Origin of the sequence: Neorhizobium sp. SOG26 (genome assembly GCF_003491345.1) — a bacterium.
Taxonomy (GTDB): domain Bacteria; phylum Pseudomonadota; class Alphaproteobacteria; order Rhizobiales; family Rhizobiaceae; genus Neorhizobium; species Neorhizobium turbinariae.
On the sequence record NZ_CP025513.1, the window covers coordinates 250,881 to 270,116 of the forward strand.

The window sequence follows — 19,236 nt, forward strand, 5'->3', positions numbered from 1 at the left end:
TAGTTACTGGTTGGCATTAGTGACCTTACCGAAAGACAATGTGGTTGATCGAGATGCAGAAGCGCCTCCGAGCACCCATGCATATATGTCGACAATTTCTCTCGCCTTTTTATTCCAGGTATACTTCTGGCGCACTCGGGCGCCAGCGCCCGCACTCAGTGCAGCGATCCGTTCCGGATGACGCTCCAGCGTTTCGAACACCTTTGCGAATCCATCGATCAAAGTTTCCCTGTCCTTGAACGGTACGGCTATCCCGGACGTCGCATCTATGAGTTCCGCGGGCCCGCCGTAGTCGGCCACGATCGGCACAAGTCCCAGGCACATCGCCTCCAGAACAGCGCCGCCGCCAAACTCCCGAACGCTCGAGGACGCCAGGACTTGGCACTCCGATACTGCTGCGGCCAAGTCCTTCTGCTCGACCCAGCCGGCGAAACGGACCTTTCCCTGAAGGCCCCTCGCTTGAACCTGCCGTTCAAGCTCCTCCCGCTGCGGCCCGTCTCCGATGATCAAGACGTCGATCTTCAACGGCCCCATGTATCGAGCCACTGCTTCAATGAGCATGTCCGCTCCTTTGTAGGGAACGAGACGCCCGACGAATGCGACGGAAAGGTTCCTTCCGTCGAAGTCTCTCTGTTGAAACGGGAAGCGGTCAGGATCCGCGGCATTCTCCGGAATGAGGAATGCGCGATCCTCACATTCTCGAGGAAACTCGCTCATGGTGAACCGGGAACCGGCGATCAATGCTGCGGCATGCCGTCTTGTAGCGCTATAATAGGGCATGAGAGAAAACGCGCCACGAAACATTGAAAGGCAATCTTTCTCCTTGCCCCGCACCTCCAGAAAATTTTCCGGCCACGGCAAACCACCGTTCAATGGACCAAGCACGAAGGGAATTCCGTAGCGCTTTAGCCTGGGGGCCAGCCAACTTTGGCTCGTCGGGCTAAGCGGCGTTATGCGATGAACAAGATCGAACTCGCCATCAATCAGCCGTTCCCTCAGTAACCTCCAGACCTCCCACTCGAAGCTATAGTAGGCGAGAGACGCCAACGCCGTAACGGCCGTCCACCCCTTGTTTGTGCCGCCGCGTACGAACTCACTTAGCCGGTGAAGAGTTCCTGCAACGCGCTCATTGTCAACGATCAAGAAGTCCCGATCAGGAACAAGGCCAGCTCTCAGGAAGGCGCCCCGATTACGTGCCTGGGTGACAATCAACGCGTTCGTCCTGGAACTGATTGCGCGCGCGAGGTTCCATCCGACAAGCGGTACGCTCGTCCATTCGGGATTTGCAGCCTCGACGATCAGCAAGGGCCTCAGGCTCTTGCCCCAAAACTCGCGCGACCGAGCAGCAGTAACGCCGCATCTGGAGATAGAGCCACTGCTTATGTCCGGAACGAGGTCTAGCTCCCCCGGGATCGATCTTTTGACGCTGTATCCTTTGCTGCCCATGGGGACCCGTACCTCGCTTGGGTAAAACACCTTATCTGTCGATCGCGGAAGCCTATTCGGCTCCGCCGCAGTGACATCCTGAGTACATACCTAAACGGCTAGTGTTGATTGATCGGACTATTTGCCAACGATAGCACTGCCGCGAATGCAGCCAATTCGTCGAAACGATGCAGGCGGTACACCTTTCGGATTACCGCGACCTCTTGATCTAAAGGTCGATTTTGAAAGCGTAGTAGATCAGGTTGGCAAGATGGCCGGCAGCGTATCCAGCTGGCCAGGCAGCAAGCACAGAAAACTCATACAGCAGATTGTTTAGGCCGTGGCGCCCGTTGAAATACAAGCTGACGAACACGCCCGGTAGTCCATAAAGAGCGATCGCCCACAAGGCGCCGTTGAAGCCGAGAAGGTGGTAGGCAAGCGGCACGAAAGTGAAGATCGAGACGGCCCGTACTAAATTTAGGACCGTCTGGTTTCGCGGCTCGTTCACCACAAGATAGATTGCCGACAACGTCCCATAGCGGGCGGTTAACAACCCGAAGGACAGCACCTGGATCATCGGGCCGGCATCCCGGTAACGGTCGTCGTAAAGCAGATCCGTGAGCATCTGGCCGGCAGAGAAGACGGCGCCCGCACTCGCAACGAACACAAGGTCGAACGGCAGCCGCACTTTGAGGAACATGGCTCGAAGGCGTTCAGGCTGCTCGCGCGCGACCTTGCTCAGTGCCGGCATCGCAACGCTCGAAAACAATCGTCCTCCGGCACCTTCGAGCATTGCGACTAGATTGAACGCAAGGACATAAAGCCCGAGCGTAAAAGGCCCGACCCAACCGGCGAGGAAGAAGCGGTCGCCGCTAGCAGCGACGACGGTCAGCATCGAGGACAAAATGATCCAACGGCCGAAGCGGATCAAATCGACGACGGCATCTTTGTGCCAGCGGAAACCGTTTGTCCGGCCTTGCAACCAGGCATGGCTGAGGCCGGTCGTGACCAGCGCAGCCACCAATGTCGAGATAACGAAGGACCATATCGAGCCGGTCGACCAGGCCAACGCGATGGCCATCAGCAGGCTGATCACTTGAGCCGCAATCTCTATCGCGGTCAGGCGCTTCAGGTCGAGGTGGCGGTATGCGCTGACGACCTTCATCGACTGAAGTCCTGCGATCACGCAGCTGAAAGACGTTGCCATCAGGATTCCGGGAAGCTCCGGAACGGCGTAGACAGAGCTGGCCGGAAGCATCCGTCCTTCGGCCGCGGCATCGATCGCCAGTGCAGCCAGGACGCAGAGGAGCCAGATCAGGCAACCATGGATGAACTGAACCGTCCAGGCCGTATCGAGGTAGGTCGGGTCATCGCCCATCCGGCTTTGGATGGCTGCCGGGCGCAGTCCGAGATCGGACAGCATGGCAACGGAAACCTGTATGGTGGTCGCAACGGCCATGACGCCGAACATTTCCGGCATCAGGAGCCGCGTCAGAATGAGACTGCTCGAAATGCGCAGGATTTGCAGGGTCATGTAGCCGATGATCGACCAACCGGCAGCTTGCATGATGAGGCTGCGGAAACTCGCTTTCCGACCACCCTCGCCCGGTTTCGACTCCGCCGAGGCACAACCTTCTCTGGCGGCGGGCGTGCCGAAATGTTCATGGGCGGCCCCAGCATCGGTCATAGCTGCATACCTTGAGCCGAGGGTCCGCGACGATGCCCCAGCATCAGACAGCCTCTAGCGTTGAGCGAGACGGGTAGAGCCGGTCATTGCAGGCGAGCTGCAGGGCTTCGTGCTCATCGCGACCATGAGATGGCGCCAGGGCTTCGGCGACCAGCGCGCGTATTTTCTCGGCAAGCCCCCTAGCATAAGGATCGAGTACCATGCTGTCATGGTCACCGGGTACCTCAAGGACTTTAAGCTTTACCACGTGTTCGTTCCAGCCGTTGTCGGGGAGCAGGATATCCCGGTTTTCCTTCAAGCTCCGCCCCCGCGGTAACCGGTAGAAAGGTTCGCCCTGCGGCTTGAACAGCGTCACCGGTCCGCCATAAGGTCGCACCTGATAGCGCTGAGCAGCGTGCCGGAAGGCAAACTCAATCTTGTCGTTGTTCAACCTGTCAGTCGCGCCACCGCTCTTTGCTGCCTCTTCCCGTGCCTTGTTGCCTGCTTCATGACGAGACCTGTCCCGGAGATACTTCAGCAGATATCGGGCCTTGTGGCGCCGTATGTCCTGAAGCTTGATCAGCAGCTTGTCCTCGTATGAGAGCTTTGGCTGCCGCGGAAGCGGTGTATCAAGCATCACGATGTGGGCGACCTGGTCGCCCGACGCTTCCAACTGCCTGGCAATTTCGTAGGCTGTTATTCCCCCGCCGGAATATCCCGCGAGGACATAGGGTCCGTGTGGCTGTACGGTCTTCAACTCTTTGATACAGTCCGCGGCCATCTCTTCGAACGAGAGGTGGGGCTCCAGGTCACCATAGAGCCCTCGGGCCTGAAGCCCGTAGACAGGGCGGTCGGCGCCGACCGTGAGCGCCAGGTGGCGAAGATTGAGGACATTGCCGAACATGCCGGCGCAAATGAAAAGAGGCGTTGCCTGCGTGTTGCCGCCCGAGTTCATCAAGACGAGATGAAGTCGCCTCGCCGTAGGAGGCGTGGCCACACCAGTTCTAGGCTCACCGACGCCCGCAGCGTCAGGCAGTTCCGCCATCAATCGCTCTGCACATTGGGCGATCGTCGGTGCCTCGAACAATGTCGAGATCGGCAGATCGAGCCCGTATTGCTTCTTGATCATGCGGAAAAGGCGGACCGCGATCAAAGAGTGGCCGCCGATGTCGAAGAAGCTGTCATGGACGCCTATCTTGGTGACGCCGAGGAGTTCCCGCCAGTATCCGGCAAGTATTTCTTCAACCGCATTGCGAGGCGCGACGAATTCATTATCCAGATCCGGTCGCTCGAACCCGTCGCTGGGATATGCAAGGGCCTCGGCATTGGCTGAAACCCATTCTTTCAGCAGGTCGAGGTCCATCGAGCTGATGATTGGCTGAGACACCGCGGCTGCCATTGCTCTCATAAGGACCTCAAAGCCCTCGCTCGGGAGGATGCCGTTGCGAACTTGCACGCCAAGTTTGGCCATCGTGGGAGATGCGACAACGGCGTTCCTGGGAGGCCTCGGGCCTGCATTGTAATCAGCGGGTGCTTCCAAGATCATGTTGTCGTCCAGACGGCGCACGACGAACCTTTGCGCCTCAAACAGGAGGTCCCCCTCCCGGTCGGCAATGACGACATCGAATGCGGCATAACCGTCGCCGAGTTCGCTGCTGTCGGCGAGGCGAACATAGCTCACGACTTCGGCGGGCAGGTGGTTGTGGAGGATGATCCGCCCGTAAGTCGCCGGTGCCCAAAGCGCAGCTTCGGGATCGTAGCCGGGCACGAGTTCCATGGCAAAGCCAGTCGCAATATCGAGGAGCGCGGGATGCAGTATTACGCCTGTATCCAGGTCTTCGGAGAAGGCCTGATCGAGAAGGAGTTCTGCCCGTGCAACGTCGGCTCCGATCACAACGGAACGTAGCACGGCCCACCGCGGGCCAAAACGCACATGCCGTTCCTGAGCCGACTTCAGCGTTCCTCCTGCGGCAATCGAATGTTTAAACGACGGATCGGGGCGCTCGCGTTTGATATCATTGATCGGGTCCCGGCGAGTCGGCATTGGCCTCCAGTGCGCCTCAACGTGTTTGATGAACGCATCGGCGCTTCCCCCGGGAGCTGCGGCTGCGATGGTGACACGATAGCCACCTTCTTCAGCCTGCAGTCTCAGGCGCAGAACCCGATCTTCGCCATCTTTGACGGCGAGAGGCTTCAGGAAAACCAGATCGCTGATGTCTGCTTTGAATTGCAGACCGTATTCCGCAGCCGCCTGTGCGATCAGCTCGATATAGCCTGTACCGGGCATGACCGCCTGACCTGAGACAAGCCTGTGTTCGTTGAGTATCCAGTCGCGATTTGGATTGACGACCGCTTCGAGCCAGGACAGGCCGTGCTCGTCCTCCACCCACCGTTGGAAGAATGGGCCTTTCGCCGGCTCCGGCAGAAGGTGTGCATCATCGTGATCTGCTACGTACCCGAGCGCCCTCGCCGCCAGACCGGTTTGTCCCCAGACGCCCCAATGCACCGCCATCGTGGTGCGGTCCGCCCGGTTGGAATGGCTTTGGGCATAGGAATTGAGATAGGCGTTGGCGGCCACATAATCCGCTTGCCCTGCGCGAACGACATCCGTGCTTGTCGATGAGAACAGCACAAGAAAATCGAGCGTGACGGTCTCTAGAACGGCATCCAGTACGGCTGTGCCTAATACCTTCGGCGCCAGCACCCGGTCCATCGCCTCGCGCGTCTTCGACAGGATGAGACCGTCATCGACGATGCCTGCAGCATGGAAGACGCCATTGATCTCACCGAAGCGTGTGATCGTCGCGTCTATCGCAAGCCTCATCTGCTCCGGATTCGTGACGTCCGCCTGCAGATAGAGAACATTCGCTCCATCCGCTTCAAGCCTCCGGATGGCTGTGATCGCTCTTCGAACGCGATCGTTTCCATGAGTGCGCCGATAGAAATCCCATTCCTCACGTGCCGGTAGTTGCGTCCGGCCTACAAGCGCGATCCGAGCCTGGAAGCGGCGAGCGATCTCTCCTGCGAGTGCAAGCGCGATCTCGCTTAATCCGCCGGAAAAGAGGTAGACGCCGCCCTGTTTCAGCTTGTTGTTTACGGCTTCAACCTCGCCTAACGCCAGCCGCTGGTGTATCTGTGTCCAGCGCCGCCCTTTCCGCAGAGCAACCACTTCGGACTTGGGCTTGACTTGCAATTCCTCCCAAACCTGCTCGACGAGAGCGCCGAACTCGATACCACTGCGCGATTTCCGAAACAGGTCCAGGCTGGCAATGGCCGACAATCCGCCCGAACGGGGCGAAGGCGGCAGATCGATGTCTATGACGCCTACTGAAACGCCGGGAAGCTCCCTGGGCATGACCAGCGCAGGTCCGAGCACCATCGCTTTCTCCGGATTGGGCAACGGCTCATCTTTCACCTGTTGCATGCCGTTGGTGATCACGCTGACATGGGTTTCGCTACGGGTACCGGCCTCGCCCAAAGCCTGCGCCAGATACACCAGGCTGTCGAAGCCGCACTCCTGGTTTCGGTGGAAGAAATTCGATCCAGCCCGGAATGTCTCCTGCTGCGTCAGGAGCCACATGTGCACTATCCGCGAAGGCACACATTCGTCTGCGGCCAGTCCCGCAAGCAAGCCATCATAGCCAATGCGGCCCAGCTCCGGGCACAACGTATATTCGTGGGCGCCGCAGCGGACGAAGGCGTCACCGACCGAGACCGTAACAACCTGGTGGCCCAGCGAGCGCAAGCGGTCCACCAGCTTCATGCCGAGCCCGGCGCTGTCGACAAAGAACAGCCATGTCCGCGGCTCTTTTTGCGCCCCGGGCTCAAGGTCCGCGAGCGACTGCTTCCAGGCCGGCTGATAACCCCAGCGGGAGATATTCGGCTGCTTCACGAGAAGTGGAGCGGAGGTGGCCGTTTTGTCCCCCGCGGCAGGATCGATGAAAAAACGTTTGTGTTGGAACGGGTAGGTCGGCAAGTCCACACGGCGTGGCGAGCGCCCCTTCCAGAGGCGATCGACATCCACGTCGAGACCGGCAGCCCAGGCGCGTCCAACGCCGGTCAGGAAGTGCAGCCGGTCGTCACCCGCCTCGTCGGGATGAGGCAGGCTGTTTATGACCTGATTTGCTGGAATGGAACCTTGAGCTTTGGCAAGCGAGGACAACATGCGGCCCGGCCCGACTTCGATGTAGATATTGCCGCGATCTGCAGCAAGAGCCGCCATTCCATCTGAAAACTGCACCGGCGAACGAAGGTGACCGACCCAGTAGAGCGGATCGGTCGCCTCTTCGTCGCCCAGTGGCAACCCCGTACGGTTCGATAGGATCGGGATGGCCGGGGCGCGAAGACAAATACCACGAAGAAACTCCTCGAACTCGCCGAGGATAGGATCAAGCAACCTCGAATGTGCGGCAATGTTGATCGGGATACGCGAGGCCTCTACACCCTCGTCTGCAAGATGGTTTTGAAACGCCCGCAGATCTTCATCGAGGCCGGAAACCACGCACAGCGATGGCGCGTTGACGGAAGCGATATCCAGGCAGGATGGAAGAAGGTTCGACAGCGCCCTCGGGTCAAGCTGAATGCTCAGCATGCCGCTGAGGGGCACGCGTTCGAACAGGCGGCCGCGCAGGTGAACGAGATTGACCCCATCCTTGAAGCTCATGACGCCCGCAAAGCAGGCGGCGGCATTTTCCCCCATCGAGTGGCCGATCAGTGCCTTCGGGACAACACCCCAGCTCTTCCACATTCGCGCTACTGCGATCTCAGCTATAAGGATCGCAGGAAGCTGAAGAGACGGGCTCAGGAACGCTTCCTTGCTGGCGGCTGTGCGCTCGGCAAACCATGCCCTTCGAACATCACGCGCACCATCATCGGGAAGGTATGAAAGCCCCTCCTCGACGGTCGAACGAAACTCCTGGTCCTCCTCGTAGAGACACCGGGCCATCCCGATATACTGCGAACCGCCGCCGGGAAACAGGAAGACGGCACCGGAGACGTTCTCTACCGGTTGCTGGACGAGACCACGTCGAGACGAATCCGAGAGGGCCGCGATGGCATCCTCCCTTCCCCGAACAGCCATGACTAATCGGTGCTCCAGATGCTTTCGGCCGCGCAGCAACGTAAAGCCTATGTCCTCGAGCGCCAGCGTCGGACGTTGGTCGATCGCTTCCGCCAAGCGGCCGGCCGCCATATCGAGAACGTTGCGCTGCTTGCCGGACAGGAAAAGAAGCATGGGATCATCATGCGTTTGAGCTTCGAGGCCGTCGCGCTCCGGCATGTAACGAGACGGTGCTTGCTCTATGACGACGTGGGCATTGGTTCCTCCGACGCCGAGTGAGTTCACTGCAGCGCGTCGTGGGCCAGCAACCTCTGGCCACCTCATCAGCTTGTTGTTCACCTTGAAGGGACTGGCCTCGAAGTTGATCGCGGGGTTCGGCTTCTCAAAGCCCAAAGTCGGCGGTATGCGCCCTTCACGAACTGCTAGGGCGGCCTTGATCAGGCCCACGACGCCGGCGGCCGTGTCCAGATGGCCTATATTCGACTTCACGGAGCCGACATGGCAGAAGCCCGTGCGGGCGGTGCCCTGCCGGAAAGCGGATGTCAGGGCTTCGATTTCTATCGGATCGCCAATGGGTGTTCCTGTTCCGTGGCATTCGACATATTGGATCGAAGCCGCTTCAACGCCCGCTAGTCCCTGAGCTTCCAGAATCGCTGCCGCCTGTCCGCTGACACTTGGTGCAAGATATCCGGCTTTGCTGCTTCCGTCGTTGTTGACGGCCGTTCCCTTGATGACGGCATGAATCACGTCGCCGTCCCGCAACGCGTCCGACAATCGGCGAAGCGCGACGACCCCGACGCCGCTGCCGAACACCGTACCTGCCGAGCGGTGGTCGAAGGCGCGGCAATGACCGTCGGGCGAAAGGATCTCGCCTTCCTGGAAAAGGTAGCCGCGACGATGAGGAAACTCGATCGTGACACCGCCAGCGAGTGCCATGTCGCATTCGCCGGAAATTAGACTCTGACATGCATAATGGACGGCGACCAACGAGGTGGAACATGCGGACTGGACGTTGACGCTCGGACCTCGCAGATCGAATGTAAACGAGGCGCGGGTAGAGAGGAAATCCTTGTCATTGCCCGTGTGCCGAAGCAGGAACATACCGACCTGATCGACCAGATTCCGGTTACTGCATACGTTAAAGTAGAAATAGCTCCCCATCCCGCAGCCGGCGAAGACCCCCACGGGCCCCGTTTCGCTATCGGGTGGCGCCGATCTGCCCGCATCCTCCATGGCTTCCCAGGCACATTCCAGGAATTGACGATGCTGGGGGTCCATAATCGCCGCCTCCCTGGGATTGAGGCCGAAGAACTCTGCATCGAACATTTCCATGTCCGGAAGATCTGCACCGCGCGGAACATAGTTTGGGTGATGAATGCGTTCCGGCTCCTCCCCGGCAGCCAGCAACTCCTCAACAGAGAATGTGCGGATCGATTCCACGCCGTCGCAAAGGTTTTTCCAGAACTCCGTAACGTTTCGCGCCCCGGGCACGCGAAGTGCCATGCCGACGATAGCAACATCGCTGGCGCATAGTTGGTTTGCCCCTTCGAGCATCGGCATCGCCTTCCGCTAAAAACCGCCCACAGGGTAGTTCAACGTCCCGTGTTCGGGTCTCATGTCCCTCTAAATGGTCGCGAGCACGGCCCGCAGCTTTCAGTGTGCTGCGGCCTGAAGCGCGCTCGCAACTAGTCTGTTGGCAGTGGCGGTCATCCATAGGGTGGAGAGGTCATCCCACCTCCTATTTCAGGCGTACGGGCGTTCATCCAATTGGGTAGGGCTGCATATGTTGAAAATCCTCCCATGCGCCGGTTCTATCGAAGGAGTTCGAATCCAGACGGGGGATGTTCAATGGGTACGATCAACTGCGTTCTTGTCGGCGGTGGAACGCTGCTCATCCAGTGCGCCGATGTCTTGGCAGCGCGCGGCCATCAGATTGTTGCCGTCGTGACCTCGAACCCACAAGTGCAGAGATGGTCATCCGAGAGCGGCATTTCCGTCCTAAACGCAGACGATGATTATGCGCATGCCTTGTCGAATTTAACGTATGACTGGCTCTTCAGCATTGCAAACCTGCGTCTGCTGCCGGAGGCGGTTTGGAGAAACGCCCGACTAGGTGCCGCCAATTTTCATGATGGTCCATTGCCCCAGATGGCCGGCCTGAATACACCCGCCTGGGCAATCATTGAAGGGCACAAAGATCATGGTGTCACCTGGCATGCCATCGCCCAGGGCATCGACGAGGGGGACATCTATGCCCAAACCCTTCTCGCGATCAACGATGACGAAACTGCGCTGACGCTGAACACCAAGTGCCTGGATGCAGGGATATCCACCTTCGCAACGCTTCTGGATCACATCGAGCATGATGACCTGAAGCCGCGCCGACAGGATTTCTCCACCCGGGTCTATTACGAAAAGCAGAAGCGCCCGACTGCCGCCGCAACGCTCAATTTCGCCAAGCCGGCCAAGGAACTGTCGCAGCTGGTTCGTGGGCTTGATTTCGGCGATGCTTATGAAAACCCTCTCGCCAAGCCCAAGCTTCGCTTCGGCTCCAGCGTCTACACAATCTCTCATTTCCGGATACTCGATGCCGAGATAGAGGCCGAGCCGGGGCTGGTGTTGTCGGTCGGCGCTCATGGCGTGACGGTCGGAACGGCAGACAAGCCCGTACTCCTCGAGGCCGAGCAGAAGAACGCATCGATCCAGACCAAGCTTTCCTCAGTCGTATATCCGGGAGATCGCCTTCCGCTTCTCAATGAGAGCGAGACGCCTGCTCTCGACGATGCAGTCGCTCGTTGTGCACGGCATGAAGGCGTCTTTCGACGAGCGTTAGAAGGGCGCATCGACGTTCAACTACCCATTGGAGAATTGGCATCCGAACAACGACCCGATGTTCGTGCCATACCGCTGAACATCCCGGATCACATTGCCAAACAAGATCGCGCCGCTCTTGTCGCCGCGCTCCTGCTCCGCCAGACCGGCCAGCGCTCGTTCGACATTGCTTATGCGGACGACGGGTTGGACGATCTTTGCCAACGTCATCCGGGCTATTTCGCCGAAGCTCTTCCGCTGCGGATGGACCTGGGCACGCTGCAGAATGCCGATGAGCTTGTGGCTCACGTCAATCAAACCATGGTGCGGCTTCGCACGTGCCAAGCCTACTGCAGCGATCTTGTCGATCGAATCCCTGGCCTCCAGAAGTCGCCGCTGGCAGTCGGCATCCGCGAAATGCGGAATGAGGTGAGCAAGGATATGATCGAAGGCTGCGCATTGACATTTGCATTCGGCGAAAACGGCTCAGATCTCATGTTTGACCGGAAACGCATCGATGAGGCGCAGGCGCGAAGCCTGGCCTCGGCCTTCAACGTCCTTGCATCTGCATTCGCAACGACCTGCAACCTGCTTGAGGACCTTCCTCTCATGTCCGCAACAGACGAGAACACGGTTCTATACGGATGGAACGACACCGGCCGGAGCTACGACAAGACGACCTGCATCCACACGCTGATCGAGGCACAGGTCGATCGCACACCCGATGCGGAGGCAGTTGCGTTTCGTGGTCGCAGCCTGACTTATCGTCAGCTCGACGAACAGGCGAACTGCCTGGCTAAGGCGCTGGTTGCGGAAGGCGTCGGCCCGGATGTGACTGTCGGTCTTTATCTTCCGCGCTCGCTCGAGCTCGTCGTGGGCGCTCTGGCAATCATGAAGGCGGGCGGCGCCTATATTCCTCTTGATCCGAGTTTTCCTGCCGACCGGCTCGCTTTTATGATCAAGGATAGCCGCGCAAAGCTCGTGCTTACAGCAGGAGGCCTAAGAACCTCGTCCCTTCTTTCAGGTGTCCGCTTTCTCTGCGTCAACGACATCCTGCGGAATCCGAAGGGTACCGGCCGGCTTGCCGGAAATGTCAAGCCGAAGAACCTCGCCTATGTCATCTACACGTCCGGCTCCACCGGCCTGCCCAAGGGAGTGATGATCGAACATCGCAACGTCGTCAATTTCTTCGTCGGGATGGACGAACGTGTCGGAAAGATGGAAGATACGCAAAACGTATGGCTGGCGGTCACAAGCCTGTCCTTCGACATCTCCGTCCTTGAACTCTTCTGGACCTTGGCCCGCGGCTTCAAGGTCGTCATCCACGCCTCCGAAGTTCTGGAAGCGAAGACTGCCGGCAAACGCGGTGCGAGACCGACTGATCTTGGTTTCGGGCTGTTTTACTGGGGCAATGACGGCGCGGCTGGACCGGAAAAGTACCGGTTGTTGCTTGAGGGGGCGAAGTTTGCCGACGCAAACGGTTTCGACGCGCTATGGACGCCGGAGCGTCATTTCCACGCTTTCGGTGGTCCTTATCCCAATCCTGCCGTCACCGGAGCTGCCGTCGCCGCAGTCACGTCGAACCTTTCGATCCGCGCCGGCAGTTGCGTCCTGCCGCTTCACCATCCCGCACGCGTTGCGGAGGAATGGGCCGTCATCGACAACCTGAGCAACGGCAGGGTTGCACTCGCTTTCGCGTCCGGCTGGATGCCTGAGGACTTTGTGCTTCGCCCAGAAAATGCCCCGCCCAGGAACAAGGCAAGCCTCATGCGTGACATTGAGGTTGTTCGCAGCCTCTGGCGTGGCGAAAGCGTCGAATTCGACTCGGGTGCCGGCACCGTCCCCGTGGTAACACAGCCGCGGCCCGTCCAGAGCGAACTTCCGGTCTGGTTGACTACCGCAGGCAATCCGGAGAGCTATCGTGAGGCCGCACGGCATGGCGCCAACGTGCTCACCCATCTGCTGGGCCAATCAATAGCTGAACTGAGCGAGAAGATCCGCGTCTACCGGGAGACGCTGAAGGAGACAGGCCGCGACCCCGGGGACTACAAGGTCACCTTGATGCTCCACACGCTGCTGGGCGAAAATCGCGATGCGGTCCGGGACTTGGCGCGTGCGCCCATGAAGGAATACCTCCGCAGCGCGGCTGCTCTTATCAAGCAATATGCATGGGCCTTCCCTGCCTTCAAGAAGCCACACGGTGTCTCGAACCCGATGGAGATCGACCTCCAGTCACTGGATGCCGAGGAGCTAGAAGCTATCCTCGAATTTGCGTTTCTTCGCTATTTTGAGGACAGCGGTCTCTTCGGAACCGTTGAAGACGCGCTCGAGCGGCTCGAAGAGGTGAAGGCTGCGGGGGTTGACGAGATTGCCTGCCTTATCGATTTCGGCCTGGCTGATGATGTGGTGATGGCGCGCCTGCCGTTTCTGGCGGAGGTCGTGGCCGCGAGCAAGAGCTCGGCACCCGAGGAGCCGGCCCGAAGCTTCGCCGACGAGGTCCACAAGCATAAGGTCACGCACCTGCAATGCACGCCCTCCATGGCGCACATGTTCATGATGTCGGATGCCGATCGTGCCGCGTTGCGTGAGATCAGGCAACTCTTCCTCGGCGGTGAAGCCCTTCAGGGTTCGCTTCTGGCTGCGCTGCGCGGTGCAACTGATGCCGCGATCGAGAATATGTATGGGCCGACGGAAACGACCATCTGGTCGTCGACGTTCACCGCCAATACCCCGAAGCCTGTCGTACCGATCGGCCGCCCGATCGCCAATACCCAGATGTACGTCCTGGACGCAGGCTTGCGGCCGGTGCCCCCAGGCAATATCGGCGAACTGTTCATTGGCGGGGATGGCGTCGCGCGCGGTTACTTCGACCGCGAACAACTCACAAGAGAACGCTTTGTCGCGAACCCGTTCGAGGCGGGTCGAATGTATCGAACCGGCGACCTGGCGCGCTTCGATGAAGAGGGCGTTCTCCATTTCCTGGGACGGACGGACCACCAGATCAAGATCCGCGGCCACCGGATCGAGCTCGGCGAGATCGAAGCACGCATCAGCGCTTTTGCGGGCGTGCGCGAGACGGTCGTCGTGCCTCGCAAAGACGGCCCCGGAAATTTGAGCTTGGTCGCCTACCTCAGGACGGACGGTGCGCCAATCAGCGACAAAGACTTGCGGCGCCACATCCTGGAAACGCTCCCCGATGTTATGGTTCCATCGCATTTCGTCACGATGGACGCTTTTCCACTGACGCCGAATGCCAAGGTGGATCGCAACCGGCTACCGGCGCCATCGGAGAAGAAACCGACCCCGATGGTCAGTTTCATCGAGCCCTCCAATAACCTGCAGCGCGAGATCAGCACGTTGTTTGCCAGCGCGCTCGGGCTTGAGAAGATCGGCATCTTCGACAACTTCTTCGCACTCGGCGGGCATTCGCTGCTGGCAGTGCAGCTTCATCGCGAATTGAAGGCGAAGCTCTCTCCTGACCTGACGATCACCGACCTGTTCCGCTTCCCGACGGCGGCGTCGCTTGCCGATCACGTCTCCGATAGAGGCAAGACCGATATCCAGCTGACGCGCGCCGCGGAACGGGCCGCGCTTCGACGGAGCGCAATCGAACGGCGTCCGACGCTCCGCCTGGAGACGGAGGTTTGATCGGGCTCTTCCACGGCATGTTCAACGGCGCCGCATCCGTCGCGGAGACGGCCCTGGCCGCTCGGTTCGCCCCGCTTTTTCCCGAAGAGCAGGCCGCGATGTCGCGCGCCATGAAGCGCCGGCAAAGAGAATTCGTCGCCGGTCGCACCTGCGCGCGCCGGGCCATGAGCAGCCTGGGTATCGCGAGCCAGCCGATCCCGGTGGGCGCAGATCGCGCACCGGTCTGGCCGCAAGGCATGGCGGGCAGTATCAGCCACTCCAAGACCCGCTGCGCGGCTGTCGTCGGTCGGCATTCCGATGGCATCTTCGCGCTTGGTATCGATGTGGAGGAGGCCACGCCGCTTGACGTTTATCTGAGCGAGGAGATTTGCAGCCCGGCTGAACGCCTGTGGCTCGAAACGCAGCCGGCAGATCAGCGAGGGCTTTTGCTGACGGCCTTCTTCAGCGCCAAGGAATGCACGTATAAGTGCCAGTATTCCATGAGCCACACCTTCTTCGGCTTCCACGCCATCCGCGTCGAATTCGATCTTGCCGAAGAACGATTCTACTCGATTTTCGAGACGGATATTCCGCCATTCAGGCTCCGCGACCGCCTGGACGGTCGTCTGGCCTTCCGCGAAGGCTATATCGTCTCGAGCATGACGATCGGAAAATAGGTACTCACGGCGACTTTGGTTTCGGACGGCTGGCGAGCTCTTCAAGAAAAAGGCTGGCCAGCGGTAGAACAGCGTATGCGTAGCGCCGCCAAAGCCTGCGCGGGTCGCTCGCCATCCGGTGCACCCACTCAAGTCCGGCACGCTGCATCCACAACGGAGCACGCTTCTTCACACCGACGAGAAACTCCAAGGATGCGCCAATGCAGAGACCGATGCCGCGCGCATCCGGGTGGCGCGACAACTCGTACGCGATTTTCTCCGACTGAGGGGAGCCGACGGCGATGAAGACGAAGCGAGCCTCAGCACGCGCCACGAAATCAATACAGGCTTGCATGGCTTCCGGATTGTCCCAGATACCTTGTGGCGGAAGATAGGCCCGGAACCGCACATTCGGGTAACGCTCCCGTAGATCGTGAACGACAGCCTCCTGGGAGGCGATGAGCGTAATGAGGTCACCGTCTCGGATCACCGATTTGAACAGGCTCACGGTAAGGTCGGAGCCCGTGACGACAGGCAGCTTCAAGAATACCAGTCGCGCCAGCATGGCAATCGGACGGCTGTCACAAACGGAAAACCAAGCCTGGCGATAGAACCGCTTGATGTCAATGTTTCGGCCCATCCTCACGACATGATCCACATTGGGCGTGACAATGTAGCGGAAGCCCATCGCGGCGGCTGCCGGGTTCGCGAGGAGACCCAGGACCCTTTCCGCCGGGACGGGATCGAAGGGAGATCCGAGGAAGTATTTGCGCTGACTTGGCCCGCCGACATGATCCGACCGAACCGCTGACGTTTCAATGATTGCCATAGCCACTGCCCCCATACCTACGGCACCACCGGAATACTATCCGGTTGGCACGCCTGTTCCGTTAAACAATTGATTACGCTGCGTTAATGGTACAGGTATCCAGGCCTGCCGCTCAATCGTGCGCGTTGCATCATAAGTGATGATGTTGGCTTAACGCGCGTTTCCTGCTCTAGGAAAAGGGATGATCCAGCACGCCGTCGAACGGTGTAGAGCAGGTGGATTCGGCGCGTTCGCCTTTCGGCTATGATGCTCGCAAGACAATGTCGGGAGGCCGATTATCATGGTGCAGTTTCTGCTGGATTCCGTCGCGTTGTTCCTCGCGATTCCTCTATTGCTCCCCGTGATCGTCTTGGCGGCCGAGTGTTTCGCCGGGAGTTTCGGCACCAGAAAAGATCCAGATTTCGACGCTCAGCGACCGGCAATCGCCGTCCTAGTTCCCGCTCACGACGAAGAGATGCAAATCACTGCCACCATCCGAAACATCCTGAGCCAGCTGCAGAGCGGCGATCGGCTTGTCGTCGTGGCCGACAACTGCAGCGATGACACCGCTCTGCTGGCGAGAGAGGCCGGGGCAGAGGTCGTGCAACGTCGTAACCAGATGCTTCGGGGCAAGGGATACGCGATTGATGCCGGCGTTCGATATCTCGCGTCTGATCCACGGGAAATCGTTGTGGTTGTCGACGCCGACTGCGTGCTCGAAGCAGGCGCGATCGACACGCTCGCCCGCATGACGGAAACTTGGCAAAGGCCGGTGCAGTCGCGTTATCTCATGGTCGCGCCGCCGAATACCGGCGTAGGGCTGGCAGTTTCCGAATTTGCTTTCCTGTTGAAGAACCGGATCCGGTGCCTAGGGCTGACAAAGCTTGGGTTTCCCGTCCAGCTGACCGGATCCGGCATGGCCTTTCCTTGGCCGTTGCTTCAAGAAATGGATCTTGCCACCGGCCACCTCGTTGAAGACATGAAGCTCGGACTTGATCTCGCAGAGGCGGGTTATGCTCCGCAGTTTTGCGATGCGGCTGTCGTACGGAGCACTTTCCCGTACTCACAGAAGGCGTTGAAGGTTCAGGCGTCTCGATGGGATGACGGGCGCGCCGGGATGACGTCGTCGCTACTGCGAGTTCTGCTCAAGCCCAAGACGTTTCAGAACAGGGAGTATCTCGCCTTGGTCGTGGATGCATTGGTGCCACCGCTTTCTCTTCTTGCTGCCATGCTTGTCGCTGTCCTTGCCGCGACGGGACTGATAGCAAGTTTGGGCGGAAATCTGATCCCGCACGCGATTGCCGTTTTCGCCGCCGTCCTGTTTTTCGGTTCCGTCACGGCAGCGTGGTACCAGCATGGACGCCAGATTCTCCCGGTAAGATCTCTCCGCGAAATTCCGGCATACGCTGCATGGAAAGTCGCGCGTGTCCCTCTTCGGGTTCTGCGCCCTGGCGGATCGGTCTGGATAAGGACCGATCGCGCTGGACCGGCAGACGTCTGATAGCTGCATCTCACGCAAGTTGAGAGAGTGCGTTTAGCTCAGTCGCCATATAGGCACCGACCCTCAGAGCATTGGCTGCAATGGTGAGGCTCGGGTTCGCACCACCGCTCGTCGGGAAGAATGACCCGTCGACGACGTAAAGGTTGGGAACGTCATGGGCGCGGTTGTTGCTGTCCAACACCGCGGTTGATCGATCGTAACCAAAACGGCAGGTTCCGCAGGCGTGTCCATAATTGAGACTGATATCGGACCCGAGCAGCATCATTCGGTGGCGCTTGAAGGCCGAGCGGTAGAGATCACGAAACCGCTGAACCCTTTCGCGAAGCTCGTCGTGGATCGTATACTCGAAGTAGATCGTATCCGGCTCATCCGGGTGGGGTTTCACCCTGTTTTCCGGATAGGGGCGATCCTCGATGATCGATGCAAAGATGGTTGCTTTGCCATAGAGGAACACCCCGATGCCCGCCGGAACGCGCATCAGCGGCTTGAATGGCTTCAACCAGTTGATCCCTTTTCGATCGATAAGCGACTTCAGAAAGTGCAGCGCATTGCCCGCAGTCGCAGCCAGACCGGTCGATTGTATGACGCCAAGCTTCACGCCGCGATGCACGTAGAAGTCGCGAAACGCGATCGACTTCCCAGGCGAGGAGACGCGGGTGCGGCCACGGGGCCAAACGGCGAAGAAGTCCGAGGCGTGGAACATGAGATTGCGACCGACGAGATCCGAGGAATTCGCCAGACCGTTCGGCCAGTGATCGTTCCTTGACTTCAAAAGAAGGAGCGGAGTGGAGAGCGCGCCCGCAGCCAGAACATATAATTTGGCAGTGACCTTGATCGCTTCGCCATTCCTCGTGCAATGCAGTTCCTTGATCCCGTTACGGTCCGCATTCAGTCGCTCAACAACGCACTGATCGACAAGCGTTACCCGACCTGTCGCCAGCGCCGGTTCGATGAACGCTCTGCGTGCGTCCTGCTTGCAGGACTTGTGGCATATGGACCCGCCGCATGGCCCGCAGCCCTTGATGTACTTGCAGGCGGTGTGCACCCGATATGGGTGCATGCCGTTGGACCGAGTGGAGCTGAAGAAGTGACGGTCGCATTCGGTCATTTCCGGAGGGTCGTTTACCTCCGCATCCGGCTGCAGCGGATCCTGGGTGCCGCTGACGTGCAGCAGGCGCTCCGCCATCTGGTAAAAAGGCTCCAGCTGATTGTAGCTGATTGGCCAAGCCGCGCTGCCGTCCTTATCGACAGCTTGAAAATCCTGCGGTGAAAGCCGCTCCAAAGCAGCTGCATAAAGGAGCGTAGACCCACCGGCACCGCAGCCGAGCGCTGGAAAGAACCGAACCAATTTGGCGTTGACCTTTCCGCAGATCTGCTCGGGCCAGCGCCCGTTTCTCAGCCTTTGGCTTTGATCGAGGCTGTCTGGATCGTCCGGTTCGCTTTCCACGAACTCGGCAAGCCCTTTTTCCAGAAAAATGGTGCGGTAGCCCGCCTTGGCCAGCATGTAGCCAACCGCTGCTCCACCCATACCGGCGCCGATGATGGCGACGTCAGACTCGAACTCCATAACATCACCATGAGACTGAGGGACGAATGCGCTCCGTCCAGATCGGCATCACCGATTCTTCACGGGCGCGTGACGATACTGCATGGCCGTAATAGGCAGATCAATTAGCCTGCCTC

At 59.4% G+C, this 19,236-nt stretch carries 8 protein-coding genes; 3 read left to right on the top strand and 5 right to left on the bottom strand.

What is annotated here, in order from left to right:
- Positions 1-3: 3 nt before the first annotated feature.
- The 3 genes from CYG48_RS17800 to CYG48_RS17810 form a co-directional block, all read right to left on the bottom strand.
- Entirely contained in the window at positions 4-1,305 is a 1,302-nt protein-coding gene (locus tag CYG48_RS17800; RefSeq protein WP_199925337.1) for a glycosyltransferase family 4 protein, read from the bottom strand.
- Between the two features lie 349 nt (positions 1,306-1,654).
- Positions 1,655-3,112 (bottom strand): oligosaccharide flippase family protein, encoded by a 1,458-nt coding sequence (locus tag CYG48_RS17805; protein ID WP_118851923.1) that lies wholly within the window; start codon positions 3,110-3,112, stop codon positions 1,655-1,657.
- Between the two features lie 43 nt (positions 3,113-3,155).
- The gene (locus CYG48_RS17810; protein ID WP_245450586.1) at positions 3,156-9,710 is read right to left on the bottom strand and encodes a type I polyketide synthase; all 6,555 of its coding nucleotides are present in this window, start codon (positions 9,708-9,710) and stop codon (positions 3,156-3,158) included.
- A 288-nt stretch (positions 9,711-9,998) separates the two neighbouring features.
- On the opposite strand from CYG48_RS17810, the gene CYG48_RS17815 reads away from it, so the two are divergent.
- Both CYG48_RS17815 and CYG48_RS17820 read left to right on the top strand, forming a co-directional pair.
- Positions 9,999-14,609, top strand: coding sequence for a MupA/Atu3671 family FMN-dependent luciferase-like monooxygenase (locus CYG48_RS17815; protein ID WP_118851924.1), 4,611 nt, complete (start codon positions 9,999-10,001; stop codon positions 14,607-14,609).
- Entirely contained in the window at positions 14,606-15,265 is a 660-nt protein-coding gene (locus CYG48_RS17820) for a 4'-phosphopantetheinyl transferase family protein (protein ID WP_118851925.1), read from the top strand. The genes CYG48_RS17815 and CYG48_RS17820 overlap by 4 nt, the downstream gene beginning before the upstream one ends.
- A gap of 4 nt (positions 15,266-15,269) precedes the next feature.
- Here the strand turns inward: CYG48_RS17820 and CYG48_RS17825 are convergent, their stop codons facing one another.
- Positions 15,270-16,073, bottom strand: a complete 804-nt coding sequence (locus CYG48_RS17825) for a WecB/TagA/CpsF family glycosyltransferase (RefSeq protein ID WP_118851926.1) — start codon at positions 16,071-16,073, stop codon at positions 15,270-15,272.
- Between the two features lie 280 nt (positions 16,074-16,353).
- Between CYG48_RS17825 and CYG48_RS17830 the strand changes: the two genes are divergently transcribed.
- Positions 16,354-17,553 (top strand): glycosyltransferase family 2 protein, encoded by a 1,200-nt coding sequence (locus CYG48_RS17830; RefSeq protein ID WP_118851927.1) that lies wholly within the window; start codon positions 16,354-16,356, stop codon positions 17,551-17,553.
- A 10-nt stretch (positions 17,554-17,563) separates the two neighbouring features.
- Here CYG48_RS17830 and CYG48_RS17835 read toward each other — a convergent pair whose 3' ends face one another.
- A complete protein-coding gene (locus CYG48_RS17835) occupies positions 17,564-19,120 on the bottom strand; it encodes a GMC oxidoreductase (protein ID WP_118851928.1) in 1,557 nt (518 codons plus the stop codon).
- Between the last annotated feature and the right edge of the window lie 116 nt (positions 19,121-19,236).